Here is a 24,353-nt window from a genome sequence, read left to right as displayed (position 1 = left end):
CTAGAGGTAACCAGCAGGTTCAGATTTCGCCAGAGTTCAAAATGACTTCCAGCAAAGTTCCTGCCCTTGCCGCGCGAATCGAGCGCTTTCCCATCGCGGGCAGTTTCACCATCAGCCGGGGCGCCAAGACCGAGGCCGTGACGGTCGTGGCAGAGGTCAGCCGGGACGGCCTGACCGGCCGCGGCGAATGCGTGCCCTATTCCCGCTATGGCGAGACGCCCGAGGCGACCCTTGCCGCCGTCCAGGCCATGCAGGCGGCCGTGGCCCGCGGCCTCACCCGCCAGGCCCTGCAAGCCGCCATGCCGCCTGGAGCGGCCCGCAATGCCCTGGATTGTGCCCTGATCGATCTGGAAGCCAAGACGGCCGGCGTGCGGGCCTGGAGCCTGCTCGACCGCCCGGCGCCGGGGGAGCGCACCACGGCCTACACGATCTCGCTGGGCACGCCCGAGGCCATGGCGGCGGCGACCGCCAAAGCGGCGCACCGGCCGCTGCTCAAGATCAAGCTCGGCGGCGACGGCGATCCGGAGCGGATCACGGCGGTGCGCGAGGCGGCGCCCGAATCCGAGTTGATCGTGGATGCCAACGAGGCCTGGACCGAGGCCAATCTGGAGCACAATCTTGCCGCCTGCGAGGCCGTCGGCGTCACCTTGGTCGAGCAACCGTTACCCGCCGGCAAAGACGACGCGCTGGCGCGGATCAAGCGGCCGCTCGTGGTCTGCGCCGACGAAAGCGTGCACGACCGCAACTCGCTCGCAGCCTTGCGCGAGCGCTACGACGCCGTGAACATCAAGCTCGACAAGACCGGCGGCCTCACCGAAGCGCTGGCGATGGCCGATGCCGCTCAGGCGCTCGGCTTCGAGATCATGATCGGCTGCATGGTCGCGACCTCGCTGTCGATGGCGCCTGCGATGCTGGTGACGCCGCAAGCGCGCTTCGTCGATCTCGACGGCCCGCTGCTGCTGGCGCACGACCGCGATCATGGCCTGCGTTATGATGACAGCCTGGTCTATCCGCCGGACTCGTCGCTCTGGGGCTGAGCTTTCAGCCGGTGCCGCGCCGACCAGATCACAAGCGCGCCGCCGGCGGCCATCGCCGCCATGACGTAATAGAGGCCGTCGCCAATGCGGGCGTAGATCGCGCCTGACACGATCGAGGTGGTCGCACCCAGCAGCCCGTTGCACGCGGCGTAATAGCCCTGCCCCCGCGCGATCTGATGCGACGGCACGCGCTGCACCAACAGGCTCATCGTGCCGAGAATGGTCATCCCGAAGGTCAGGCCGTGGCCGAGTTGCACGACCGCCAGCAGCGCAAGCGGCGGATCATGCGCGGTGACGACCCAGCGCACGACCGCGCTCGCGCCTCCGATCGCCATGAGCGCGGACGGATGCAGCGAGAAGCGCGGCGACAGCGCGAACACGATGATCTCGGCGATCACCCCCAACGTCCAGAGGCCCGCGATCGTCAGCCCGCCGAGGCCCTGGACCTGCCAGTTAATGGCCGAGAACGTATAATACGCGACGTGACTGCCCTGGATCAGCGCGGCCGAAACGATGATGGCCCAGAAGCCGGCATCGCGCAGCAGCGCCTTGCTGGCGTGGACCGCCGTCGTCCTTCGCCTGACATCGTCGAGCGGCTGCAGCAGCATGCCGGCGGCGACCGCAACAACAGCCCAGGCGACGATGATCCAGATCAGATCGCGCGCCGCGATATGGTCCACGAGATAGCCGCAGGCGAGCGAGCCGGCCGCGAAGGCTGCCGAACCCCACAGCCGTACCGGCCCGTAATCGAGCCCGTAGCGGGCGACGCCACGCAGCGCATAGGCGTCGGTTAGCGGCATGGTCGGCGTCCACATCATGCAGGTCAGCGCATAGATCAGGAACAGCGCCAGCGGCTGCTGCTGCAAGCCGACCGCCGTGAACCCGATCGCCGTCGCCAGCACGGAGATCATCATGCCGGCGCGAATCGCATGTCGCTTTTCGGCAAAGGCGGTGATCTGCGGCAGCGTGGTGAAGCGTGTCATCGCCGGCAGCGCGTTGATGAGGCCGATCCAGGCCGCGTCGATACCGATCGCCTTCAGCCATACGGGAAAGAACGGCAGATGCGTTCCCGACACCGCGAACACCGCCGAATAGAACAGCGCGAGGCTGACGGCGAATCGCCGCTTCCGAGATGCTGCGATGGGGATTTGTGATTCGCCTGCCATCAAACCAATTGCGATTCGGCCGATATCGTGGTGATCGTTACAGTAACGCGTACTGATTTGCGCGACGAGATTGACATGGCCAACGAAGCATTCGCCCTCTCGCCTATGTCTGCCCGTGCGGCCGAGCCGAACGAGCAGGATTACGACGCGATCCGCGAAGCCTTCATGGAGACCGCGCGCGGCCGCTGGTTCCTTGGCGAATATGCCAAGCGCAACCGCAATGCGGATACCCGCATGGTGCTCGACGCGGTCGCGAAAATCGAAGAAACCCTTGCGGCACAGCGCCAACCCGTCGTCGAGGATCGGCTGCCCGAGGCGCTGGTCGCGATCCGGCACGCGATCCGCGAAGCCGAGACGATCGCGATCGCGGCGTTCGATCCCGGGGCGATCGAGGCGAGCCTCGCGCCGATCCCGCGCGGCCTGCGCATCATCAAGGAGATCTCCTGGCGCTGGCGCGAGATCGGCGCCGACGGGCGAATCTGCGACCTGATTGATTCGCAGCTCGCCTCCATCGAGGCGGCCTGCGCGCAGGTTTCGACCATCGACCCCCGCGCCGACCTCAAGGCCGCATTCGATCTGCTCAAGGAGCGGATCGACCAGACCGACGCCGACGCAACGCCGCAGCCCGCGCGCCCCTCGCCGGCTCCGGTGCAGGAGGCACCCTCGCCCGTTGCGGAAGCTCCGCCTGCGGAGGCCGTGCCTGCGGCGATGGCCAGCGAAGCAGCCGTGGCTTTTGCGGAGGCGCCGCAGGACATCGCAGAGGCGATCGAGCCCGAAGCAGCCGTGGAGACGGCTGGCGTGGCTGACACCTTCTCTATTGCCGAGCAGGCGACGGACGCCGCCCTGGAGCAGGCGACCCTCGCCGAGAGCCGGATCGCGCCTGAAGACATCGCTTTTGAAGAGCCGGCCACTGAGGCCTTCGCGGAAGTGACGGACGAATTTTCGCTCGATGCCGCCGCCGAAGCCGAGGACGAAGCCATCCTCGAGGCCATCGCGCTGGAGATGGCCGCGCCAGATCCGGAATTCGACGAGATCATCGAACCGGTCGAGATGGAAGCGACGGTTCCGGAGCCGGTCGTTGCGGAGGCCGCAGCGCCCATCGCAGCCGAGATACCGGAGCCGATCGCACCCGAGCCAGTCGCCGCCGCAGCGATCGTGGAGGAGCCTGTAGAGGAAGCGCCGATCGCGATGGAATCGCTGGCGCGCCTCACCAACGCCATTGCGGAAGCCGCCGCCGAAGTGATGGAGCAGCCGGCGCCGGTGATGGTCGCCACCGCGACATTCGGCGCGGCGCAGGCCACGACGCTGCCGATGCCCTCGCCGGTTCCGGAAGCCTCGCTCGGCGCCACCATCCTCGCCAGCGGCATCCTGCAAAAGCCCCGCGCCGCCGCCAACGACCCCATGGCGCCCATCCGCCGCATGACCCAGGCCGAGAAGATCGCGTTCTTCTCGTAAGGGGGACGCCTGCTCGAGTATCCCGGACGAGCGAAGCGCAGACCCGGGACCCAGGAGCCACAGCCTCCGTCGCAACATGTGCCCCGGCTCTGCAGCGCACCGTCGAAGAGACGCTGCGCTGCGTCCAGGGCACAAGAGCGGGTGAGGAAAACACTCTCTCCTCGACGTCATTGCGAGCGCAGCGAAGCAATCCAGAATTTGTCCGCGGAGGCACTCTGGATTGCTTCGCTACGCTCGCAATGACGGAGGCTCAGCCCATCATCCGCAATTCCACACCGCACCGATCGGCGTCCGCGTCCAGCATGGCCCAAAACTGCCGCCATTGTAGCGGCCGCCGCCGAAGCCGGGCCGGCCGAAATAGCGCCACTCACCATCCCAGCCGTAATATTGCGGGACCGGATCGATGTACCAATGGCGCCGGTCGCTAGGCGACATCCGCCGCATCGCTTCCTTCTGCTTGTAGAGCGGAATGCTGTTGCTCAGCGGCTGGCGATAGCCGGGCAGGAAGCCATAGCCATGCCAGGCTTGCTTGGGACGCTTTTGGATCGAAGCAGCCGGCGCGACAGCCGGCAGCAGCGACAGGACAATAGCGACAGATAGACACATAAGGCGCGACATGGACCGACCATAAACAGTCGGATGCCGGCAGGCCATTCAAATTCGGGTGGGCGATGTAACAAAGCCCATCCCGAAACCGAAGAGATCGAGAACGGAAATCCATCACCGAGGGTCAAGGAAACATGATTGGTGAAGTGATTGTCATTGGCGATCTGCAATTGCGTGACGGCGCCTCTGTCGGCGAACACGACCGACTCGGCGAGCGCATGTACGACATCGTCAGCCGTCTTCCCGGCTTTCTGTCGGTCAAGTCGTTCAAAGCCGACGACGGCGAGGAGCTCACCGTGTTCCGTTTTGCCTCGGAGGAAGCGCTCGAAGCCTGGCGCACCCACCCCGAACATGTCGAGACGATGAAGCGGGGACATGCCGAGTTCTACGCCAGCGGCTTCCTGCAAATCTGCAAGGTGATCCGCGAGGTCGGACCGTTCGAGCACGCGTGACGCAGTCTCGCATCGTTCGATCGTGCGCTTCTAGCTGATTACACCCTTCCTGATCAGGAAGCATCCGTAACTGCTGCTGTCGCCGACCTGCACGACGCCAAAGCTCGCCGCCGCCGCGCGATAAAAATCCGGCCGGGAGAGTTTTCCGGGCGTGACCGGCCGGCCGGCGGCGCGTTCGATCTCGGCGAGCACCGCGCGCTGCACGTCGGGGACGCGATCGGGATCGTCGACCGGCATCATCACGCGCACCGGATCGGGATCGAAATCGTCGAGCGGATAGACCGACATGATGGCGCGGATCGCGGTCTCCATGCTCATGCCCGGCAACTGGATCAGGCGCCGCGAGTGCGTGCTCTGCGCGATGCGTGCCGCCGGGTGATTGGCATCGACGAAAACGAGGTCGTCGCCATGGCCCATCGAAGCCAGCAGCCAGAGCAGGTCGGGCGTGAGGATCGGATCGATCGATTTCAGCATGTGACGACTGTCCTCCCATCGTGCACCCACCCCGGCGGGTTCCAAGCGTGATTCAGATCACGCAGCCTACCATGGTGATGGCGATCACGGACCTCAAACTCGAACGCGGCCAAGCTCCCGGGCAACCAATCTCGTATCGAGATCAGTGCCAAAGGAGCACGCCATGTTCCGCCTAAAACCTTTCCTGATGACGGCCAGCCTGCTGGGAAGCCTGTTCGGCTTCGCCTGCGGCCCTGTTTCCGCGCAAGTCGCTCCGGTCGAGCCGGCCCCCACCGCGCTGCAAGGCCCGGAACAGCGCGTGGCGCTGGTGATCGGCAATTCGAACTACCAGAACGCGCCGCAGCTCGCCAACCCCGACAATGACGCGGAGTCCATGGCGAAATTCCTGAATTCGGCCGGGTTCGAAGTGGTCGCCGCGACCGACCTGACCCAGAACGACATGCTTCGCGTGGTGCAGGACTTCTCCGCCAAAGTGTCGGCGCGCGGTCCGAACACGGTGGCGATGGTCTACTACGCCGGTCACGGCGTGCAGCTCGCCGGCGAGAATTACCTCGTTCCCGTCGACGCCAAGGTCTCGAGCCAGACCGAGCTCGTCAACAACTCCGTCCGTCTGGTCGACGTGATGTCGACGCTGGAGACGATCCCGAGCCGCATGCGCATCGTCATTCTCGATGCCTGCCGCAACAACCCGTTCCCGAACGTGAATGATGCCGGCCGTGGTTTGGCCATCGTCGATGCCCCGAACGGTTCGATCGTCGGTTACTCGACTGCGCCGGGCGCGGAAGCGCAGGATGGCACCGGCGGCCACAGCCCCTACACGCAGGCCTTCCTGAACGTCGCGCGCGAGCCCAATGTGCCAATCGAGCAGCTGTTCAAGCGCGTGCGCCTCGAAGTGAACCAGACCACCAGCGGCGCGCAGATCCCGTGGGAGAGCTCGTCGCTGACGTCCGACTTCACCTTCTTCGGCGACACCGCCGTTGCCGCCAACCGCGCGCCGGTGAATGCGCCTGTGGTGCAGATGGCCTCCAACCTGCCGAGCCGCTCGACCCGCCAGGCCTATGACTACGTGGTGTCCGAAGCCCGCCCGGAGTACTATCAGGAGTTCATCACGATGTATCCGCACGACCCGCTGTGCGATCACGTCCGCTGGCTGCTCAACAACCTGCTGCTCACGCAGGCCTGGCACAAGACGGTGCTCGCGAACTCGCCGGTCGCCTACAAGAACTTCTACGACAGCTACGGCAACACGCCCTATGCGCAGGTCGCGCTGAAGCTCCAGATGCAGCCGAAACAGATCCCCTTGATGCAGGCGACCAAGTTCCTGGCGCCGCAGAATATCGCCCCGACCGTCAAGATCGGCAATCTCGGCCAGCCCAAATACATGCCGCTGCAGCAGGGTAATGGCGGCGCGCAAGTGAACGGCAATTTGTCGATCGTGCAGAAGTCGGGCGACAACAACGGCATCGGCAAGCTCGGCAATGGCGGCCAGATCGTCAACCTGCCGGCGGGCAACAACCAGCCGAACGGCACGCCGTCGCAGACCCCGGGCAAGATCGTGACCCTGCCCGCGCCGACCAACACCACCAACAACAATGGCGGCGTCGGCAAGATCGTGACGCTGCCTGCGACCAACAAGACGCCGAACGGTACTGCTAACGGCACGACCAATGGCACGACCAATGGCACTCCTGGCAAGATCGTGAGCATGCCGGTGAATGTCGGCAAGGGTGGCACGAGCATCGATACGAAGCCCGTCAAGGTTCAGACGCAGAACAACCCGATCCGCATCGACAACGGCGCGAAGATCAACAACAACCCCGTGAACAAGGTGCAGGTGCAGAACAACACCCGCCCGCAGTTCAACACGACCAACCGGATCGTCAATAATAGCGGCAGCAACAACTTCCGGCAGTCGATGAACCAGAGCCCGGGCGGTAACGGCGGCAACAACCACCGCGGCTTCATGCACTGATCGCGGTCGGCCACACACGATAAAGGGCAGAGCGGTGACGCTCTGCCCTTCTTCATGTCAGAAGATTGGATTATCAGGCCACCAGCTCGGCAAACAGATCGGCGTCGACATTGCCGCCGGAGAGCACGATGACGACGTTCTTGCCGGCAAATTCGAGTCGCCCCGCAAGCAGCGCGGCCAGGCCGACCGCTCCGCCCGGCTCCACCACGAGCTTCAGCTCGCGATAGGCAAACGCGACGGCCGCGCCGACTTCCTTGTCCGAGGCGGTCACGCCGCGCGCGAGCAGCTTGCTGTTGATCGCGAACGTCATCTCGCCGGGGATCAGGGCCATCAGCGCATCGCAGATAGTGCGGCCTGCCGGCCCGTGCGGCTCGCGATGACCTGCGGTCAGCGACAGGCCGTGATCGTCGAAAGCCTCGGGTTCGGCGACGACGATTTGCGCCAGCGGATAGCGCGCCTTCACGGCCGTCGCGACGCCCGCGATCAGACCACCGCCGGAGGCCGGCGCCACCACGATGTCAGGGGCGAGACCAAGTGCCGCCATGTCCTCGGCGATCTCGCGGCCGGCGGTGCCTTGGCCGGCGATCACGAAGGGATCGTCATAGGGCCTGACCAGCGTTGCGCCGCGCTTCTCGGCGATGCCGCGCGAGATCGCCTCGCGGTCGTCGCGGTCGCGGTCGTACAGCACGACCTCGGCACCGTAGGATTTGGTGCGCTCGCGCTTCGACAACGGCGCATCCGCGGGCATCACGATGGTCGCCTGCATGTCGAGGATCTTGGCCGCCGCCGCCACGCCCTGGGCGTGATTGCCGGAGGAGAACGCCACCACGCCGCCGGCGCGCTTGTGCTGCGGGATCGAGGCGACCTTGTTGAAGGCGCCGCGGAACTTGAACGAGCCGGTGCGCTGAAGCATCTCCGGCTTGAGATAGACCTTTGCGCCGACGCGTTCGTTGAGCACGGGAAAGGACAACAGCGGCGTACGGACGGCGAAGGGTGCGATCACGCGCGCTGCGGCATCGATATCGGCAGGGCCGATCGGGAGGAGCTGTTCTGTCATGCCTGATGTTATCGCGGCGGAGGAGGCGCGGGCAAGGCATCTCCGCGCGAGCATTCTGGGCTCTCAGGCGACGAATCGCGCCGGCTCCGCCCCGTTCCGGCCCGGCAGCACCGCGCCGACCGCCAAAATGCTGTCGATAAAGGCCCGGGCCGAGGCCTCCCAGGTGTAGTTGGCGGCGAATTCGACACAGTCCTGCCGGGAGATGTCCAGCGCGGCGAAGCAGGCGCTGCGCAGATCGTGATCGAGCGCGCCGACCGGCGCATCGCCGATCACGTCGCGGGGCCCCTTCACCGGAAGCGCCGCGACCGGCAGGCCGCTCGCCAGCGCTTCGAGCAGGACCAGGCCGAAGGTGTCGGTTTTGCTCGGAAACACGAAGACATCGGCGGCAGCGTAAATGTCCGCCAGTTCCTCGCCGTGCTTTTCGCCGAGGAAGATCGCGTCCGGATGGGCCTCCTCCAGCGCGACACGCGCCGGACCATCGCCGACGATCACCTTGGTGCCGGGCAGGTCGAGGTCGAGGAAGGCCTCGAGATTCTTCTCCACCGCGACCCGGCCCACCGAGAGGAACACCGGCGCCGGCAGGCAGAGATCAATCGCACGGGGATGGAACAAATGGGTGTCGACGCCGCGAGGCCACAGCACGACATTGTCGAAGCCGCGCTCGGTCAGCTCGCTGGCGAGCGCCGGCGTTGCCGCCATCACGGCGCGGCTGGGGCTGTGGAATCGGCGCAGCGCCCGCCAGATCAGCGAGCCCGGCACCGGCACGCGAGCGCGGACATATTCGGGAAAGCGGGTGTGGAAGCTGGTCGTGAAGGGCAGCTTGCGCTGGCGGCAATAGCGGCGGACCATGAGGCCGATCGGCCCCTCCGTCGCGATGTGGATGCTGTCCGCCTGCGCCTCTTCGATCAGCTTCGCGATTCTGCCCGGCCGCGGCATGGCCAGCCGCACGTCCCGATAGCTCGGCATCGCAAAGGTGCGGAACGATTGCGGTGTCAGGTACGAGAATTCGACGTCGAGGCTTTTGGCACCGTCAGCAAGTTTGGTCAGCGTCCGAACCACACCGTTGACTTGCGGGTGCCAGGCGTCGGTCGCGACCAGGATGCGCATCAGGCTGCCTTTGTCATGCAGCTCTGGCTGCAACCTGCGGGACCTGCGCCGGCTTCTCGGCCTGGTCCGCCCAGGTGATGATCTCGAAACGGCCGTCATCGTGCTCGACCAGCGCCGTGCAGCTCTCGACCCAGTCGCCGCAATTCATGTAGCGGATGCCGCCCTCGTCGCGGATCACCGCGTAATGGATGTGGCCGCAGATCACGCCGTCGGCGTCGTGGCGCCGCGCCTCGGCGGCGAGCGCCTGCTCGAATGCGCCGATATAGTTGACGGCGTTCTTGACCTTCTGCTTGGCCCATTGCGACAGCGACCAATAGGGCACCTTGAACATGCGCCGGAAGAAGTTGACGAAGCGATTGAGCTGGATCGCGAAGTCGTAGGCCTTGTCGCCGAGATGGGCGAGCCAGCGTGCGTTCTGCACAACGAGGTCGAAGATGTCGCCGTGGATGACGAGATAGCGCTTGCCGTCCGCGCCGGTGTGGACGGTATTCTCGACCACGTCGATGCCGCCGAAATGCGTGCCGTAATAGTTGCGCAGGAACTCGTCGTGATTGCCGGGGATGTAGATCACCTTGGCGCCCTTGCGCGCCTTGCGCAAAAGCTTCTGGACGAGATCGTTATGCGATTGCGGCCAATGCCAGCTCGATTTCAGCGCCCAGCCGTCGACGATATCGCCGACGAGATAGATCGTGTCGGCATCATGGAAACGCAGGAAATCGAGCAGAAGGTCGGCTTGAGAACCGCGGGCTCCGAGATGAACGTCGGAGATGAACAACGTGCGAAAGCGCCGCTCCGGGCTCTCGTCACTCACATCGTAACTTCCCATGCGCCAGCCTGTAACAATGTCCCGTGACAGGGGGATGACCAATTGAACCTTTGAGGCACCTTCGGAACCGAATCGCGCTTGCCTCGCCCACCCCGCGAATATCAGTCGCATGCGACAATCAGGCGACATGGCGTCGCAGCGGCCTCCGCAAGAACCCGGAGCTGCGGCGCGCTCGCGACCGGCGTCAGTAGAATTTGTGGAAATGATGGATCGGGCCGTGGCCGTGGCCGACGCTGAAGCGATCGGCGGCCGCGATCGCCGCGCTGATCCAGGCCTTGGCTTTGCGCACGGCGCGCTCGAGATCCTCGCCCCTGGCGAGCCCGGCGGCGACCGCCGAGGACAGCGAGCAGCCGGTGCCATGGGTGTTGCGAGTGGCAACGCGCGGCGCGGCCAGCGCGATCGTGGTGCTGGCATCGACTAGATAGTCGATGCTCTCGGCGCCCTCGCCGTGCCCGCCCTTGATCAGGACCGCCCTGCAGCCGAGCGCCAGCAGCCGGCGCCCCTGGCTCTCGATTTCGGCCTCGCTGGCCGCGACCGGTTCGCCGAGCAGAGCCGCGGCCTCGGGCAGATTGGGTGTGATCACCGAGGCCAGCGGCATCAGCTTGATGCGCAGGGCGTCGACGGCTTCGGAGGCGAGCAGGCGATCACCCGATGTCGCCACCATCACGGGATCGAGCACGATATGCCGGGGCGCCCAGCGCGACAGCGCGGCCGCGATCGCATCGATGCTGGCGGCTTGCGCCACCATGCCGATCTTGACCGCGCCGACCTCGAGATCGGAAAACACCGCATCGATCTGCGCGGTGACGAATTCGGCGGGCACCGCGTGAATGCCGGTGACGCCGCGGGTGTTCTGCGCGGTCAGCGCCGTGATGGCGGACGCGCCAAAAACCCCCAGCGCGGCAAAGGTCTTCAGGTCGGCCTGGATGCCGGCGCCGCCGCTCGAATCGGAGCCGGCAATGGTCAGCGCGACGGGCGTTGTCATGGGGCGATCTTCAGCGTTTTCGAAGCCATGGACCCTCCTAGCGCGCCTCCCTCGGCCCAGCAAGTTCGCTTGCTAAATCCGGCCGGGTTTGGCCTATTAGCCGCCAGATATGCTTTCGGAGAGACCGCGATGGTTCCCTTTTTCGTCCAGATCAAATGCAAGCTCGGCCAATCCTATGTAGTCGCCAATGCGCTTGCCGAAGCCGAGATCGCCTCCGAGATCTATTCCACGGCCGGTCAATACGACCTGCTGGTGAAGTTCTACGTCGACAACGACACCGATATCGGCCACTTCGTCAACGAGAAGGTGCAGGTGCTGCCCGGCATCCAGGACACCCTCACCATCATCACCTTCAAGGCGTTTGGCGCGAGTTGACCGTCGAGAAAACGGCGGCCCTGATCAGGCGCCGCCCTCCTTGCGCTTGGGGCGCCGCGGACCGTCCACCGGCGGCAGCGATTTGAGATAGTCCGCCATCGCCGCGAGATCGTCGTCCGGCAATTGCGAGGTGTTCTTGATCACCCGCGTCATCGCGCCCCCGACGCTGTCGCCGTCGGGCAATTCGCCGGTCTTCAGGAAATAGGCAATATCCTTCGCGCTCCACTCGCCGAGGCCCTTCTGGGTGATGTTGGGCACCCATCCCTCGCCTTCCGGATTGGGGCCTCCCGCGAAGCGTTGTCCGGCGATGATGCCGCCAAGCGCGTTGCGTGGGCTGTGGCACTCCGCGCAATGGCCAAAGCTGCTGACGAGATAGGCGCCGCGATTCCACTGCGGCGACTTCGCGCCGTCGGCGACGAAGGGCTTGCCGTCCAGAAATAAGAATTTCCAGATGCCGACGTTGCGGCGGATATTGAACGGAAAGCGCACGTCGTGGTCGCGCACCTTGCCTGCAACGGCCGGCAGCGTTTTCAGGTACGCAAAGAGATCGAGCACGTCCTCGCGCCTGGCGTGCTGATAGGACGTGTAGGGAAAGGCCGGAAAATAATGCCGGCCGTCCGGCGAGACCCCGTGCATCACAGCATTGACGAATTCGGCCTCGCTCCATTTGCCGATGCCGTCGGTCGGGTCGGACGAGATGTTCGGCGCATAGAACGTTCCGAACGGCGACTTGATCGCAACGCCGCCGCCGAGCCTGAGACGATCGGGCTGGTCGGGGACGGCATGGCATGAGGCGCAGCCGCCGGCTTTAAATATCACCTGGCCATTGGCAAGATCAGGGGCGCGGGCGGGCGCGGTGCCAGCGGCCGCCACCACCGGCGCGCTGAGCCACCAATAAACGCCGGCTCCGGCGAGTGCGGCGAGCAGCGCCACGGAGGTTGTTCGTCGCAACATGCGGTCCTTTCGTCGTCGCGGCGAAGCTTATGACCGATGCCCTCGCGGCTCCAGCCACGAAGAATTTAGCCCACCGCGGCCTGGAACGGGAATAAACTGAAATGCCGGCTGTTGGAAGTTTGGCGGCCCAAACGGGTTCAGCAGGGAGAAAAATCATGAACAAGATCGTCATTGCCATGTCAGTGCTTGGCGCCGTTGCTTTTGCGGGTTCGGCCAGCGCCGAAAAGCTGAAAGCAACGCTCGACGCCAAGTCCGAGGTCCCCGCAACGACCAGCAGCGGCACTGGAACGGCCGATCTGGATTACGACGCCGCCAGCAAGAAGCTGTCCTGGAAGGTCACCTATTCCGGCCTGTCCGGCCCCGCCACCGCCGCGCATTTCCACGGACCCGCCGAGGCCGGCAAGAACGCCGGTGTCGCGGTCGCGATTCCCAATGCGACGTCCAGCCCGGTCGAGGGCTCGGCGACATTGACCGACGCGCAGGCCGCCGATCTGCTCGGCGGCAAGCTCTACGTCAACATCCACACCGCGGCCAATCCGGGCGGCGAGATCCGCGGTCAGGTGACGAAGTAAACTTCGCACAGACCAGCAAAAAAGGGCGGCTGCCATCGCAGCCGCCCTTTTCGATTCCCGTAGCGCCGGCGCGGGCGTCACACCTCAGGTTCGGCCGCGTTCAGCGCCTGCGCGAGGTCGGCGATCAGGTCCGACGGGTGTTCGATGCCGATCGACAGCCGGATCGTGGAATCGAGCACGCCGATCTTGCGGCGGATGTCGGCGGGAACGCCGGAGTGGGTCATGGTGGCAGGCAGGCTCGCAAGCGACTCCGTTCCACCGAGGCTCACCGCCAGCTTGAGGATCTGCAGCGCGTTGAGGAATTTCATGGCGGCAGCCTTGCCGCCGACGATGTCGAACGAGAACGTGGATCCCGCCCCTGTGCATTGCCGCGCAAACACAAGTCCGTCCGGCGACGCCGCCTCGTGATGACCGAGATAGTGCACCTTGGCCACTTTGGGATGATCGCGCAGATAGTCCGCCACGAGGCGCGCATTCGCATCGGCCTTTTCCATGCGCAGGCTCAGCGTCTCGAGCGACCGGTTGATCATCCAGCAGGAATGCGGATCGAGCTGAGTGCCGATGGCGCCCCGCAGCGCCTTGATGCCTTTCACGACCGCCTTCGCGCCGAGCGCGGCGCCCGCGATCAGGTCTGAATGACCGCCGACATATTTCGTGAGCGAGTACAGGGAAATATCGGCGCCGTGCTCGATCGGCCGCTGAAACACCGGCCCGAGCAGGGTATTGTCGCAGGCGATGATCGGAACGTGGCCTTGGGTCTTTCCGATGGTGTCGGCGACACGGCGCATCATCGCGATGTCCACCAGCCCGTTGGTCGGGTTGGCCGGGGTTTCGATCAGGATCATCGAAACGCGGCCCTTGCGCATGGCCTCCTCCGCGGCCTGGCTGACCACGGCTTCGTCAACGCCATCGGCGAAGCCGACGGCGCCGATCGACAGACGCGCAAGCGTATTCGTCAGCAGCGTTTCCGTGCCGCCATAAAGCGGCTGGGAGTGCAGAATGACATCGCCGGGGCGGACGAACGCCAGGATCGTGGTTGCGATGGCCGCCATGCCGGACGAGAACAGCGCGCAGCTCTCGGTGCGCTCGTAGATCGCGAGCCTGTCCTCGACGATTTCGCTGTTGGGGTGATTGAAGCGCGAATAGACCAGGCCCGCGCCCATCCCTTCCGGCGGCTCGCGCCGGCCGGAGACGAAATCGAAGAAGTCCTGCCCGTCCTCGGCCGTCTTGAACACGAAGGTCGAGGTCAGGAACACCGGAGGCTTGACGGCGCCTTCCGACAATTGCGGATCATAGCCATAGGTCAGCATCAGCGTTTCCGGATGCAGCATATGGTTGCCGATGTGCGTCTTCGACGGGAACGGTTTGACCATGGCTTGTCTCGCTGTTGCTGATTGAGCTGCTCGCCGCGGGTTGGAACTCCTGATGTCGCAACGCGGTCAGGAGCGAGATGCGTCGGCGTCAAAAGCTCACGCCAATGCCGCGGCGGCTGGAGCCAAGATAGCTGCTCCGGCAGCGATCCGTCAGGCCTTGCAGACAGAATTTCCAGTGCTGCGCGCCAACATGAAAAAAGCGGCTGCTGTCGCAACCGCTTTTTCCCGATTCCCAGTAGCCCGGATGGAGCGCAGCGCAATCCGGGCTACGAATCTTTTTCTTCCGTCAACCGTTCTTCACGCGAAACGTCTCGTGGCAGCCGCCGCATTCCTTGCCGACCGCGGGGAAATTCGCCTTGAGCGCGTCCAAATCCTTGATCTTGCCCTTGGCCTCGCCGACGACCTTGGCGAAGCTCGCGACCTTGGCATCGAAGCCGGCCTTGTCCTCCCACACCTTCGGCGAGGCGCTGTAGTCGCCCTCGGGCTTCATGCCCTTGGCGCTCGCCGGAAACAGGTTCGGCAGCTTCTTGGCGGTATCCTCGAACTGCGCCAGCGCGCTGTCCACCGTGGCCTGGTCGTAGGGCTTCTCGCCCTTGACCATCGCTGCCACTGCGCCGGCGTTCTTGCCATTGCCCTTCATCAGGGTCTGGACCTCCTTGACGGAGTCCTGTTGTGCCCAAACCGCGCCCATACCTAGCAGGAGCGCGCCCCCAACAACCAACACTCGCTTCATTCGCAAAGTCCCTTTCCTTGATGCAGGATTGCCTTGATGCAGGATCGCCGTGCTGCACGATCGTGCTGACCCCTCAATGGGGCCAACACCGCTCGGCAGACTTCATTCCCGTGGAAGATTGTCACAGGCTGTGACGGCGATGGTGCTCGTTGACGGCGATCCACACCCGCTCCGGGGTCGCCGGCATGTCGATGTGGTCGATCTTGTACTCGCGCCAGAGCCCGTCGACGATGGCGTTGACGACGGCCGGGCAGGACCCGATCGCGCCGGCCTCGCCCGCGCCCTTCACCCCCAGCGGATTGGTCTTGCAGGGAACGTTGGCGGTCTCGAACACGAAGTCCGGCCCGTCCGCCGCGCGCGGCAACGCGTAGTCCATGAAGGTCGCGGTGACGAGCTGGCCGTCGCCCGCGCCATAGACGACCTGCTCCATCAACGCCTGGCCGATGCCCTGCATGGCGCCGCCATGGACCTGGCCAGCCAGCAGCAGCGGATTGAGCGTCATGCCGAAATCGTCGACGATCACGTAGTTGACGATTTTGATGATGCCGGTGGCCGGATCGATCTCGACCTCCGCGACATGGGTGCCGTTCGGATAGGTGCCGTCGGCGCTGGCAAAGGTCGCGCTCGCATTGAGCTTCGACGGATCCGCGCCGGGTCGCTTGGCGAGATCGGCGAACGAAATCGAACGGTCGGTGCCGGCGATGCGCACGATGCCGTCGGTGATCTCGAGGTCGCCGGCGCTGGCTTCCAGCGCCTGGGCCGCGATTTCCTTCAGCTTCTGCCCGAGTTCGCGGGTCGCGCGCTCGACGCTGACACCGCCCGACGGGATCGAAGCCGAGCCGCCGGTGCCGAGGCCCGTGGCGATCATGTCGGTGTCGCCCTGGTGGACGTGCACGCGCTCGGGCGCCACGCCGAACTGCTCGGCAACGATCTGCGCATAGGCCGTCTGGTGGCCCTGCCCGCTCGACTGGGTCCCGATCAGGACCGTGATATCGCCATTGGGGTCCATCCGCACATTGGCGGTCTCCTCGCCCATGGTGCCGCAGACCTCGACATAGCTCGCAAGTCCGATGCCGCGGATCAGGCCATTCTTCTTGGCCGCCTTGGCGCGCTTGCCAAACTCTTTCCACTCGGCGATCTCCATCGCGCGCTTCAGATGCGCGGCGAAGTCGCCGGAATCGTAAACCTTGCCGGTCGCGGTCTTGTAGGGCAGCGCTTTCGGCTGAATGAAATTCTTGCGGCGGATGGCATCCACCGTCATGTCGAGTTTTCGCGCGCAGGCGTCCACGAGACGTTCGATAACGTAAGCCGCTTCGGGCCGCCCGGCACCGCGATAGGCATCGACCGGCACGCTGTTGGTGAAGATGGTGCGCACCCGGCAGTGGAACGCCTGGATGTCGTAGAGGCCCGGCAGCATGCCGGCGCCGCCATGCGGGATATAGGGCCCGAAGGTCGACAGATAGGCGCCCATGTCGCCCATCAGGTCGCAATCCATCGCGAGGAACTTGCCGTCCTCGGCCAGCGCCATCTTCGCGGTGGTGACGTTGTCGCGGCCCTGCGCGTCGCCCATAAAGTGCTCGGTGCGGTCGGCCGCCCATTTCACCGCCTTCTTCAGCTTTCGCGCGGCGACCGCCAGGAGGGCGTATTCCCGATAGGGAAACAGCTTTGTGCCGAAGCCGCCGCCGACGTCGGGGCAGATCACCCGCATCTTGTCGGTCGGAATGTTGAGCACGTTTTGGCAGAGGATGTCGCGCAGGCGATGGCTGCCTTGGCTGCCGACCGTCAGCGTCAGATGGTCGCGCTTGGCGTCGTATTCGCACACCGCCGCGCGCGTCTCCATGAAGTTCGCCACGACGCGCGGATTGACGATCGAGATCTCGGCCACCGCATGCGCTTTGGCAAAGGCCGCTTCGGTCGCTTTCTTGTCACCGATCGAGACGTCGAACAGCACGTTGCCGGGCTTGTCCGGCCAGACCAAGGCTGCGCCCTTCTTCACGGCGTTGACGACGCCGGTCACCGCCGGCAGCGGGCTCCATTTGACCTCGATCGCCTCGATCGCGTCGCGGGCCTGGTCGATGGTCTCGGCGACCACGAAGGCGATGGAATCGCCGACATGGCGTACCTCGTCCTTGGCGAGGATCGGGTAAGGCGGCCCGGTGAAGGGATCGGTCTCGAGATTGAACAGGCAGGGCAGATTGCCGAGATCCCCAACGTCATCGGCGGTCAGGATCAGCGCGACGCCGGGAAGAGTGCGGGCTCGGCTCGCATCGATGGTGTATTTGGCATGCGCATGCGGCGAGCGCAGCATCAGGCAGCGAAGCGCGGCCTGCGGCGCATAATCGTCGGTATAGCGGCCCTTGCCGCGGATGAGCGCGTCATCCTCCTTGCGCAATACGCTTTGGCCAACGCCGAACTTGATGGGAGCCGCCATTTTCTCGTCCCGTTTCTCATGGTTGTTTTGCCGGCATATTGCCGTGGAAAAACTGGCAAGGCAAACGGGTTTAGCCATGCGAAAACCGTCCAGCGCCCTCACCTGTCAGAGCAGGATGGAACGGGAGCGCCGCAGCTCGGTCATTTCGCTGTGAGGATCGGTCCGCTTGATGGCATGATAGTTGCCGAACCCGCCCGCAGTGCACGCCTGAGAACAAGCAGCCGTGCCGACGGCTGCTTGCTCACAAAGCGCATCTCCGCTTCGGATGGCTCATCAGTTACATCCCCCCGCGGCTCCATAGATCTCTGGCGTGATCCCTCAGCCTATCGATAGCCCGTTCCGGCGAGATGTAGTCGACCTCGCCACGCGTTATGCCGATATCCATCAGCTCCCTGTCACTCAGGTCCTGCAAGGCGAGGTGTGGACCCTGCCGCCAGCGCCAGTCCTGGAGCGCACGCCAGTATTGCGCGAGCAAGCCTGGGATGCTCCACGTCGAGGCAAGTTCGAGAGGGAGCCTCTCGGTCTCGGATGTCATGTTCGTCTGTTGGGGTCGCATCGGCCGCTCCTGCTGTTGTGCCGGCAGGAAGCGTGGCCAAACAAAAGGCCCCGTCCGATGCCGGCGGGGCCTGGTGAAAAGATGTCGTCGTCGAATTCCTAGCGCACGACTCCTTCCACGGCCCAGCCGAAGCGGGTCATGTGATTGCGGTTGAGTTTGCGCGACGATTTGATCATGCGCTGCGATTACCACAGCAATCGCGCAAAATCAAGAGATGTGTAGAGGTTCGCTGCATCCTGGAGGCGAGTCCCTTACTCTGGCGCTTTCTTGCCCCTACACACGCCCTCAGGACTTCGTCTGCTTCGCTTCTACGTATCGTGCGAAGTTGTCGAGGATTGCCTGCCAACCGCCTTGCTGCTGCTCGACCGAATGCGTCGATTCGCCATCGAAGACCACGCGGACGAGAATGCCCTTTGGGCCGGGCACAAACTCGACTTCGGCTTTTCGCTCGCCGAACGCGTATTCGATCCGCTTATGCTCGATGATTTTCGTGTAGGTACCGGCGAAGTCAAAGCCCATGCTGCCGTCCTTGGCCTCCATGCGCGATGAGAAGACACCGCCTTCTCGCAGGTCGACGGTCGCCTTGGTCGTATGCCAGTCGTCGGACGCGGCGTTCCACTTCATGATGTCGGCCGGCGTCGTATAAGCGCGCCAGACCTGATCGATGGGGGCTGCTACGTTGGTTTCGACGGTGATCCTCATAAACAGTGCTCCTGGTTCGATTTTTGCCGGCTCAAGGTGACGGCATCACGTCAATTGTGCGGGGTCATCCGCCGCACTTCCGAGATGTGTCGATCCAAGGACGATCGAGACTGGCCCATGCCGACAAGGTCGAGCCGTCAATGCGTTGAAAATATGAAAAAGCTAGCCCCGCACCAGCGAGACCAGCCAGCGCCGGCCGAACAGGGCGAGGATGGCGAGCGCATAGACGATCGTGCCCCCGACGGCCAGCAGAAGCAGCGTCAATTCGTCCCGGAAGGGCATCGCGTCCAACGAAGGACCGCCAAAGCGCGCGATGAGCCAGAAGGCTGCCGCCAGGATGATCCCGGTCAGCAGGAATTTGGCGAGCGACAACAGCCAGACGCGGTCCAGCACGAGAAAGCCTCGCCGCACCGCGAAGAACAGCACCAGCAGCAGGTTGGTCCACACGCCGACAGCAGTGGCCAGCGCTAGCCCGATCTGTGCCAACGATCCCATCAAGGCGACCTTGAGCGCGACGTTGACCGCGATGCCGGTCAGGGAGGCGCGAACCGGCGTTGCCGTGTCCTTGCGCGCATAGAAGGTCGCGACCGCGCTGCGGATCAACACGAAGGGGATCAGGCCGATGGCATAGGCCGCGAGCGTGGCGCCGGCGGCGGCGGCATCGGCTTTCGAGAACGCACCGCGAGCGAACAGCGCGCGCATGATCGCGTCGGGCACAGAGAGGAAGGCGGCGACGAACGGCACCGAGAACAACAGCGTGAAATCGAAGGCGCGGCGCTGAGCCTTCATCGCGCCGTCATGGTCGTTGGCCGTGATCCGCCGCGACATCTCCGGCAGCAGCACCGTGCCGATGGCAATGCCGATCACGCCGATCGGGAGCTGGTTGAGGCGGTCGGCGTAATACAGCGCCGACAGCGCGCCCGCAGGCAGGAAGGTCGCGATGATGGTGTCGGCAAACAGCGCCAGCTGCGTGCCCATCGAGCCCAGCGTCGCAGGCCCGAGTGCCCTAAAGAATGCGCGGACGTCTTCGTCGAGCTTGAGTGGCGCAAAGCGCGGCAGGCCGCCGTGGCGGGCGAGATCGCCGGCGAGCAAGAAATACTGCAAAAAGCCGGAGATCAGGACGCCCCAGGCGGCGGCGTGGCCCGCGCTGGGAAACCAGGCGGCAAGCGCCAGCGTCATCATCATCGAGACGTTGAGGAAGATCGACGCGGCTGCGGCGCTCGCGAAGCGCTGCATCACGTTGAGCATGCCGCCATAGAGCGTCACCAGCGTGATCAGCAGCAGATAGGGAAAGGTGATCCGGGTCAGCTCGATCGCGAGCTTGCGCTGCTCGGCGTCCTCGGAAAAGCCGGGGGCCAGAAGGCTCATGGCTTGCGGCATGAACAGCCAGGCGACGATCAGCAGCACCACCTGCGAGGCCAGCAGCAGCGTGAAGATGCGGTCGGCGAACAATCTTGCCGCCCCCTCCCCGCGCTCGCCATGGACGTGCGCATAGGCCGGCACCCAGGCCGCGTTGAAGGCGCCCTCGGCAAAGATCGCACGGAAATGGTTGGGCAGCCGCAGCGCCACGAAAAAGGCGTCGGCCACGGGGCCGGCGCCGAGAATCGCCGCAAGCATGATGTCGCGGGCAAATCCCGTCAGCCGCGAGAGCAGCGTGTAACCACCAACCGTGAAGATACGTCCGAGCATCGTTCCCTTCTAAAGGAAGAGCTCGCGCAGCAAAACGGCGAATTCAGGTTGAAAGCGCGCCGCGCACGGCCGCGATGATTCGCTCCTGATCGGCTTCGGTCAGGTAGGCGTGCATCGGCAGGCTGATGACGTCCTGCGACAGGCTCTCGCAGCCCGGCAGGCCGCCCTCGGCCACCGGGTACTGCTTGTAGGCCGTCTGCTGATGCATCGACTTGCCGTAATAGATCGCCGTCGGCACGCCCTGGGCCTTCAGCGCGGCGGCAAAGCCGTCGCGGTCGGTGCCCTCAGGGAGGCGGATCGTGTACTGCGCCCAGACCGAGGTGTTGCCGGGAGCAACGCGCGGCACGGTGACCACATTGCTGAGACCGCGCGCGTAGCGCTCGGCGACCTTGTTGCGGGCGGCGATCTCGTCGTCGAAGATCTTCAGCTTCTCGATCAGGATCGCGGCCTGCATGGTATCGAGCCGGCCGGTCAGGCCGAGGCGGACGTTGTCGTATTTGTCCACGCCCTGCCCGTGCACGCGGATGCTGCGCAGCGTCGCCGCGAGCTCGTCGTCATCGGTGAAGATCGCGCCGCCGTCGCCGAAGCAGCCGAGCGGTTTTGCGGGGAAGAAGCTGGTCGCGGTGGCGAGTGCCAACGTGCCGAGCTTGCGGCCCTTGTAGCTCGCGCCAAAACCCTGCGCTGCGTCGTCGAGCACGAACAGGCCTTCAGCCTTGGCGATCTCGGCGATGGCATCGTGATCGGCCGGCTGGCCGAACAAATCGACCGGAATGATCGCGACCGGCTTGAGGCCGGCCTTGCGGGCGGTCGCGATGCCGCGCTTTAGCGATTCCGGGCTCATGTTGAAGGTGGCTTCGTCAACGTCGACATAAACCGGCGTCGCGCCGGTCCGCGCCACCGGCGAAGCCGTCGCGATGAAGGTGAAGGACGGACACAGCACGGCGTCGCCGGGCCCAACATTCTTCGCCATCATCACCATCAGGATCGCATCGGTGCCGCTGGCGCAGCCGATCACATGCTTGGCGCCGCAATATGCCGCAAGCTGCTTCTCGAGCTCGGCGACTTCAGGGCCGTTGACGAACTGACAATGGTCGAGAACCCGCTTCACGGCAGCATCGAGCGAGTCGCCGAGCCGGCGGCGCTGCGAGGCGACGTCGATGAAGGGAATGGGTTCGGAACGCAGATGCTGGTTCATGGCGCCTTCTTGGCTAGTCGACATGGAAAGAGTTCAACCGGCAACGCGGCGCGGACCCTTGCGGGCCGACGACGTGGCCGCGGGCCGCGACGGCGTTTCCAGGCACTGCGTCGCGATCTCGAGGCTGGCGACACCTTCGTCGCCGGTGACCGCCGGCGTCTCGCCGTTGCGCACGGCCTTGAGGAACGCGATCAGCTCGGCGCGGAGCGGCTCGTCATGGCCGACCGGAAGATGCCGCATCGAATAGCTGCCGTCAGGCTTGAAGCCGAAACATTCGGTGACCTGGCGCGTCAAGAGATCGCCCATCACGTATTTGCCGCGGGTCGCGACCGTGACGCTACGCGCCTTGAACGGCGTCAGCCAGTTGGTGTTGATGTGCGCGAGCACGCCGTTGGCGGTGCGGAACTGCAAGAGCGCGATGTCCTCGCGCTCGGCGACCGCACTCGACAATTGCGGCTGCACCTCGACGATGTCGGACTCGGTGAACCAGCGGATCAGATCGATGTCGTGCACGGCGAGATCGATGACGACGCCGACATTGGACATGCGCGGCGGAAACGGGCCGACGCGCGTGATCGCGATCGACAGAATATCCTCGCCCGCGATCGCCTGCTTGACGGCGGCGACCGCCGGATTGAAGCGCTCGACATGGCCGACCATCAGCGTCACGCCGGCCTTTTGAGCCGCCGTGACGATCTCGCGGCCTTCCGCGACCGTGGACGCAATCGGCTTCTCGACCATCACGTGGATGTTCTTGGCGATGCAGGCGAGCGAGACCTCGTGATGCAGATGGGTCGGCGCCGCGATGGTGACGGCATCGACGCCTTCCGCCAGCAGCTGGTCGAGCGTCTCGAAGCTCGCGCAATTGGCAAGCTCCATCGCCCGGGTGCGATGTGCCGGCGAAGGATCGACGACGCCGACGAGGTTGACGCCGGGAAGACCCGCGAGCACGCGCGCGTGGTTGCTGCCCATCACGCCGGCGCCAATGACGCCGACGCGCAAGCCGGCCTTTGCCGGTGCCGATCCTGTGGAACTCATTTGAGCAAACCCCGATTCAACGCAAATCCCCGGGGCGCTTCTAGCACGGACGCCACATTTGTGGCGAATGGGGAGCTAGCGGTCCGGACACGATTTGATTCAAAAAGTTACACGTTTCCCGGGCCTTAAGCCCCTGAAAGAGACCACTCTTTTGGCCCGGGTCGCGTGATTCGGAGTGTGCTGGTTACGACCTTTGATAGTCGTCTTCAATCCGGATGATGTCGTCTTCCCCGAGATAGCTTCCAGTCTGGACCTCGATCAGCTCCAGCATGATTTTACCGGGGTTCTCCATCCGGTGCACCGCGCCCATCGGAATGTAGATCGACTCGTTCTCGTGCACGCTTTTGACGGTCTCGTTGACGGTGACGCGGGCTGTGCCGCGGACCACGATCCAGTGCTCGGCGCGATGATGGTGCTTCTGCAGCGACAGACGCCCGCCCGGCTTCACCACGATGCGCTTGACCTGGTGCCGCTCGCCATTGTCGACCGACTGGTAGCTGCCCCAGGGACGATGCACCTTGAGGTGCTCCTCGGTGACCTTCGGTGCGACCGCCTTGAGTTTTGTGACCAGCCGCTTGAGCCCGTTGGCATCTTTTTGGCGCGAGACCAGAACCGCATCGGCAGTCGCAACCACGATGAGATCGTCGACGCCTTCGAGCGCGACCAGCGCGGCATCGGTGGTGACGTTGCAGTTGCGGCTATCTTCGAACACGGCGGCGCCATGCGAAGCATTGCCTTGCGCGTCCTTGTCCGACAATTCCCACACCGCGTGCCAGGAGCCGACGTCGGACCAGCCGCAGGACACCGGCACCACAGCGGCGCGCGCGGTCTTCTCCATCACCGCATAGTCGATGGAGATCGCCTTGGCCGCGCCGAACGCCTCGGGCTCCAGCGTCACGAAGCCGAGATCGCGACCGGCATTGGTCACGGCACTGGAAATCGCCTCCACGCTCGCCGCATCGACCTTGCGGTATTCGTCGAGCAGCACGCTGGCGGGGAACATGAAGTTGCCGCTGTTCCAGAGATAGCCGGAATTGACGTAGTCGGCGGCCTTCACCGCATCCGGCTTCTCGACGAAGCGCGCGACCGCGTGCACCTCGCCGGAGATGACCTCGCCCGGGCTGATATAGCCGTATTCGGTCGCCGGTCGCTCCGGCTTGACGCCGAAGGTGACGATGCGCCCGGCACTCGCGGCGGTGAGGCCCTGGCGGCACGCCGCGACGAAGGCCGCATTGTCCTGCACCACGTGGTCGGCGGCGAGCGCGAGCACGATCGCTTCACTCGCGCGGTTCTGCGCGAACACCGCACCGGCTGCGATCGCAGGGCCGGAATCGCGCCGCATCGGCTCGAGGATCACGTCGGCCTCGATGCCGATTTCCGCGAGCTGCTCCAGCACCATGAAGCGGTAGGAGGCATTGGTGATGACGATCGGGCGATCGAACAGCGAGGCCTCCGAGACGCGGAGCAGCGTGTCCTGGAAGGTCGAGCGGGTGCCGAACAGCGGCAGGAATTGCTTGGGGCGCACCTCGCGCGAAGCCGGCCACAGCCGCGTTCCGGCACCGCCGCACATGATCAGGGGGATAATGCGTTTGTCCATC

At 64.8% G+C, this 24,353-nt stretch carries 23 protein-coding genes; 6 read left to right on the top strand and 17 right to left on the bottom strand.

Annotation, left to right across the window (positions count from 1 at the left end):
- The first annotated feature begins 41 nt into the window (after window positions 1–41).
- On the top strand, window positions 42–1,037 hold the full coding sequence (gene dgcA, locus IVB40_RS12105; RefSeq protein ID WP_247400482.1) for an N-acetyl-D-Glu racemase DgcA: 996 nt from the start codon (window positions 42–44) through the stop codon (window positions 1,035–1,037).
- Here the strand turns inward: dgcA and IVB40_RS12100 are convergent.
- Window positions 1,007–2,203: an MFS transporter gene (locus IVB40_RS12100; RefSeq protein WP_247400483.1), complete on the bottom strand. Its 1,197-nt coding sequence runs from the start codon at window positions 2,201–2,203 to the stop codon at window positions 1,007–1,009. The two genes, dgcA and IVB40_RS12100, sit on opposite strands and share 31 nt — an antisense overlap.
- Before the next feature lie 75 nt (window positions 2,204–2,278).
- On the opposite strand from IVB40_RS12100, the gene IVB40_RS12095 reads away from it, so the two are divergent.
- Window positions 2,279–3,658: a hypothetical protein gene (locus IVB40_RS12095; protein ID WP_247400484.1), complete on the top strand. Its 1,380-nt coding sequence runs from the start codon at window positions 2,279–2,281 to the stop codon at window positions 3,656–3,658.
- Between the two features lie 258 nt (window positions 3,659–3,916).
- Here the strand turns inward: IVB40_RS12095 and IVB40_RS12090 are convergent, their stop codons facing one another.
- Window positions 3,917–4,276: a hypothetical protein gene (locus IVB40_RS12090; RefSeq protein WP_007612410.1), complete on the bottom strand. Its 360-nt coding sequence runs from the start codon at window positions 4,274–4,276 to the stop codon at window positions 3,917–3,919.
- Between the two features lie 122 nt (window positions 4,277–4,398).
- Between IVB40_RS12090 and IVB40_RS12085 the strand changes: the two genes are divergently transcribed.
- Window positions 4,399–4,716, top strand: a complete 318-nt coding sequence (locus IVB40_RS12085) for an antibiotic biosynthesis monooxygenase (RefSeq protein ID WP_247287401.1) — start codon at window positions 4,399–4,401, stop codon at window positions 4,714–4,716.
- A gap of 30 nt (window positions 4,717–4,746) precedes the next feature.
- Here the strand turns inward: IVB40_RS12085 and IVB40_RS12080 are convergent, their stop codons facing one another.
- Complete coding sequence (locus IVB40_RS12080; RefSeq protein WP_247287402.1) at window positions 4,747–5,190, bottom strand: RbsD/FucU domain-containing protein; 444 nt, start codon at window positions 5,188–5,190, stop codon at window positions 4,747–4,749.
- 163 nt (window positions 5,191–5,353) lie between these two features.
- Between IVB40_RS12080 and IVB40_RS12075 the strand changes: the two genes are divergently transcribed.
- Window positions 5,354–7,162 carry a caspase family protein gene (locus IVB40_RS12075; RefSeq protein ID WP_247818923.1) on the top strand — a complete coding sequence of 603 codons (1,809 nt, stop codon included), beginning with the start codon at window positions 5,354–5,356 and terminating at the stop codon, window positions 7,160–7,162.
- A gap of 73 nt (window positions 7,163–7,235) precedes the next feature.
- Here IVB40_RS12075 and IVB40_RS12070 read toward each other — a convergent pair whose 3' ends face one another.
- The 4 genes from IVB40_RS12070 to thiD all read right to left on the bottom strand — a co-directional run bounded on the left by IVB40_RS12070 (window position 7,236) and on the right by thiD (window position 11,137).
- Window positions 7,236–8,219: a threonine/serine dehydratase gene (locus tag IVB40_RS12070; protein ID WP_247818922.1), complete on the bottom strand. Its 984-nt coding sequence runs from the start codon at window positions 8,217–8,219 to the stop codon at window positions 7,236–7,238.
- A gap of 63 nt (window positions 8,220–8,282) precedes the next feature.
- Window positions 8,283–9,326, bottom strand: a complete 1,044-nt coding sequence (locus tag IVB40_RS12065; RefSeq protein WP_247287408.1) for a glycosyltransferase family 1 protein — start codon at window positions 9,324–9,326, stop codon at window positions 8,283–8,285.
- A 13-nt stretch (window positions 9,327–9,339) separates the two neighbouring features.
- Complete coding sequence (locus tag IVB40_RS12060; RefSeq protein ID WP_247287409.1) at window positions 9,340–10,152, bottom strand: UDP-2,3-diacylglucosamine diphosphatase; 813 nt, start codon at window positions 10,150–10,152, stop codon at window positions 9,340–9,342.
- A 184-nt stretch (window positions 10,153–10,336) separates the two neighbouring features.
- Complete coding sequence (gene thiD / locus IVB40_RS12055; protein ID WP_247287411.1) at window positions 10,337–11,137, bottom strand: bifunctional hydroxymethylpyrimidine kinase/phosphomethylpyrimidine kinase; 801 nt, start codon at window positions 11,135–11,137, stop codon at window positions 10,337–10,339.
- Window positions 11,138–11,266: 129 nt separating this feature from the next.
- On the opposite strand from thiD, the gene IVB40_RS12050 reads away from it, so the two are divergent.
- Complete coding sequence (locus IVB40_RS12050; RefSeq protein WP_007602021.1) at window positions 11,267–11,512, top strand: Lrp/AsnC family transcriptional regulator; 246 nt, start codon at window positions 11,267–11,269, stop codon at window positions 11,510–11,512.
- Window positions 11,513–11,536: 24 nt separating this feature from the next.
- On the opposite strand, the gene IVB40_RS12045 is transcribed toward IVB40_RS12050, so the two are convergent.
- Entirely contained in the window at window positions 11,537–12,466 is a 930-nt protein-coding gene (locus IVB40_RS12045) for a cytochrome c (protein WP_247287412.1), read from the bottom strand.
- Window positions 12,467–12,621: 155 nt separating this feature from the next.
- Between IVB40_RS12045 and IVB40_RS12040 the strand changes: the two genes are divergently transcribed.
- On the top strand, window positions 12,622–13,038 hold the full coding sequence (locus tag IVB40_RS12040) for a CHRD domain-containing protein (RefSeq protein ID WP_027566840.1): 417 nt from the start codon (window positions 12,622–12,624) through the stop codon (window positions 13,036–13,038).
- A 77-nt stretch (window positions 13,039–13,115) separates the two neighbouring features.
- Here IVB40_RS12040 and IVB40_RS12035 read toward each other — a convergent pair whose 3' ends face one another.
- The 9 genes from IVB40_RS12035 to IVB40_RS11995 all read right to left on the bottom strand — a co-directional run bounded on the left by IVB40_RS12035 (window position 13,116) and on the right by IVB40_RS11995 (window position 24,352).
- Window positions 13,116–14,411: a cystathionine gamma-synthase family protein gene (locus IVB40_RS12035; protein ID WP_247287413.1), complete on the bottom strand. Its 1,296-nt coding sequence runs from the start codon at window positions 14,409–14,411 to the stop codon at window positions 13,116–13,118.
- Window positions 14,412–14,697: 286 nt separating this feature from the next.
- Entirely contained in the window at window positions 14,698–15,144 is a 447-nt protein-coding gene (locus IVB40_RS12030; protein WP_247818921.1) for a cytochrome c, read from the bottom strand.
- Window positions 15,145–15,265: 121 nt separating this feature from the next.
- Window positions 15,266–17,575, bottom strand: coding sequence for a xanthine dehydrogenase family protein molybdopterin-binding subunit (locus IVB40_RS12025; protein WP_247400490.1), 2,310 nt, complete (start codon window positions 17,573–17,575; stop codon window positions 15,266–15,268).
- A gap of 277 nt (window positions 17,576–17,852) precedes the next feature.
- Window positions 17,853–18,110, bottom strand: coding sequence for a DUF1127 domain-containing protein (locus IVB40_RS12020; RefSeq protein WP_245287753.1), 258 nt, complete (start codon window positions 18,108–18,110; stop codon window positions 17,853–17,855).
- Window positions 18,111–18,416: 306 nt separating this feature from the next.
- On the bottom strand, window positions 18,417–18,833 hold the full coding sequence (locus tag IVB40_RS12015) for an SRPBCC family protein (RefSeq protein WP_247287415.1): 417 nt from the start codon (window positions 18,831–18,833) through the stop codon (window positions 18,417–18,419).
- A gap of 162 nt (window positions 18,834–18,995) precedes the next feature.
- Window positions 18,996–20,522 carry a murein biosynthesis integral membrane protein MurJ gene (gene murJ / locus IVB40_RS12010; protein ID WP_247400492.1) on the bottom strand — a complete coding sequence of 509 codons (1,527 nt, stop codon included), beginning with the start codon at window positions 20,520–20,522 and terminating at the stop codon, window positions 18,996–18,998.
- A 43-nt stretch (window positions 20,523–20,565) separates the two neighbouring features.
- Window positions 20,566–21,717, bottom strand: a complete 1,152-nt coding sequence (locus IVB40_RS12005; protein WP_247287458.1) for a DegT/DnrJ/EryC1/StrS family aminotransferase — start codon at window positions 21,715–21,717, stop codon at window positions 20,566–20,568.
- A 33-nt stretch (window positions 21,718–21,750) separates the two neighbouring features.
- A complete protein-coding gene (locus tag IVB40_RS12000) occupies window positions 21,751–22,755 on the bottom strand; it encodes a Gfo/Idh/MocA family oxidoreductase (RefSeq protein ID WP_247287417.1) in 1,005 nt (334 codons plus the stop codon).
- Window positions 22,756–22,939: 184 nt separating this feature from the next.
- Window positions 22,940–24,352, bottom strand: a complete 1,413-nt coding sequence (locus IVB40_RS11995; RefSeq protein WP_247400494.1) for a mannose-1-phosphate guanylyltransferase/mannose-6-phosphate isomerase — start codon at window positions 24,350–24,352, stop codon at window positions 22,940–22,942.
- Window position 24,353: the final 1 nt, after the last annotated feature.

This window comes from Bradyrhizobium sp. 40 (assembly GCF_023100925.1).
Classification (GTDB): Bacteria; Pseudomonadota; Alphaproteobacteria; order Rhizobiales; family Xanthobacteraceae; genus Bradyrhizobium.
The sequence above is the reverse complement of the archived record's forward strand: the minus strand, read 5'-3'. Positions and strand labels throughout refer to the sequence as shown.

Coding starts and splice junctions, on each gene's coding strand:
- dgcA (WP_247400482.1), top strand. CDS start 42: ATGACTTCCAGCAAAGTTCCTGCCCTTGCCGCGCGAATCGAGCGCTTT.
- IVB40_RS12100 (WP_247400483.1), bottom strand. CDS start 2,203: ATGGCAGGCGAATCACAAATCCCCATCGCAGCATCTCGGAAGCGGCGA.
- IVB40_RS12095 (WP_247400484.1), top strand. CDS start 2,279: ATGGCCAACGAAGCATTCGCCCTCTCGCCTATGTCTGCCCGTGCGGCC.
- IVB40_RS12090 (WP_007612410.1), bottom strand. CDS start 4,276: ATGTCGCGCCTTATGTGTCTATCTGTCGCTATTGTCCTGTCGCTGCTG.
- IVB40_RS12085 (WP_247287401.1), top strand. CDS start 4,399: ATGATTGGTGAAGTGATTGTCATTGGCGATCTGCAATTGCGTGACGGC.
- IVB40_RS12080 (WP_247287402.1), bottom strand. CDS start 5,190: ATGCTGAAATCGATCGATCCGATCCTCACGCCCGACCTGCTCTGGCTG.
- IVB40_RS12075 (WP_247818923.1), top strand. CDS start 5,354: ATGTTCCGCCTAAAACCTTTCCTGATGACGGCCAGCCTGCTGGGAAGC.
- IVB40_RS12070 (WP_247818922.1), bottom strand. CDS start 8,219: ATGACAGAACAGCTCCTCCCGATCGGCCCTGCCGATATCGATGCCGCA.
- IVB40_RS12065 (WP_247287408.1), bottom strand. CDS start 9,326: ATGCGCATCCTGGTCGCGACCGACGCCTGGCACCCGCAAGTCAACGGT.
- IVB40_RS12060 (WP_247287409.1), bottom strand. CDS start 10,152: ATGGGAAGTTACGATGTGAGTGACGAGAGCCCGGAGCGGCGCTTTCGC.
- thiD (WP_247287411.1), bottom strand. CDS start 11,137: ATGACAACGCCCGTCGCGCTGACCATTGCCGGCTCCGATTCGAGCGGC.
- IVB40_RS12050 (WP_007602021.1), top strand. CDS start 11,267: ATGGTTCCCTTTTTCGTCCAGATCAAATGCAAGCTCGGCCAATCCTAT.
- IVB40_RS12045 (WP_247287412.1), bottom strand. CDS start 12,466: ATGTTGCGACGAACAACCTCCGTGGCGCTGCTCGCCGCACTCGCCGGA.
- IVB40_RS12040 (WP_027566840.1), top strand. CDS start 12,622: ATGAACAAGATCGTCATTGCCATGTCAGTGCTTGGCGCCGTTGCTTTT.
- IVB40_RS12035 (WP_247287413.1), bottom strand. CDS start 14,411: ATGGTCAAACCGTTCCCGTCGAAGACGCACATCGGCAACCATATGCTG.
- IVB40_RS12030 (WP_247818921.1), bottom strand. CDS start 15,144: ATGAAGCGAGTGTTGGTTGTTGGGGGCGCGCTCCTGCTAGGTATGGGC.
- IVB40_RS12025 (WP_247400490.1), bottom strand. CDS start 17,575: ATGGCGGCTCCCATCAAGTTCGGCGTTGGCCAAAGCGTATTGCGCAAG.
- IVB40_RS12020 (WP_245287753.1), bottom strand. CDS start 18,110: ATGACATCCGAGACCGAGAGGCTCCCTCTCGAACTTGCCTCGACGTGG.
- IVB40_RS12015 (WP_247287415.1), bottom strand. CDS start 18,833: ATGAGGATCACCGTCGAAACCAACGTAGCAGCCCCCATCGATCAGGTC.
- murJ (WP_247400492.1), bottom strand. CDS start 20,522: ATGCTCGGACGTATCTTCACGGTTGGTGGTTACACGCTGCTCTCGCGG.
- IVB40_RS12005 (WP_247287458.1), bottom strand. CDS start 21,717: ATGAACCAGCATCTGCGTTCCGAACCCATTCCCTTCATCGACGTCGCC.
- IVB40_RS12000 (WP_247287417.1), bottom strand. CDS start 22,755: ATGAGTTCCACAGGATCGGCACCGGCAAAGGCCGGCTTGCGCGTCGGC.
- IVB40_RS11995 (WP_247400494.1), bottom strand. CDS start 24,352: ATGGACAAACGCATTATCCCCCTGATCATGTGCGGCGGTGCCGGAACG.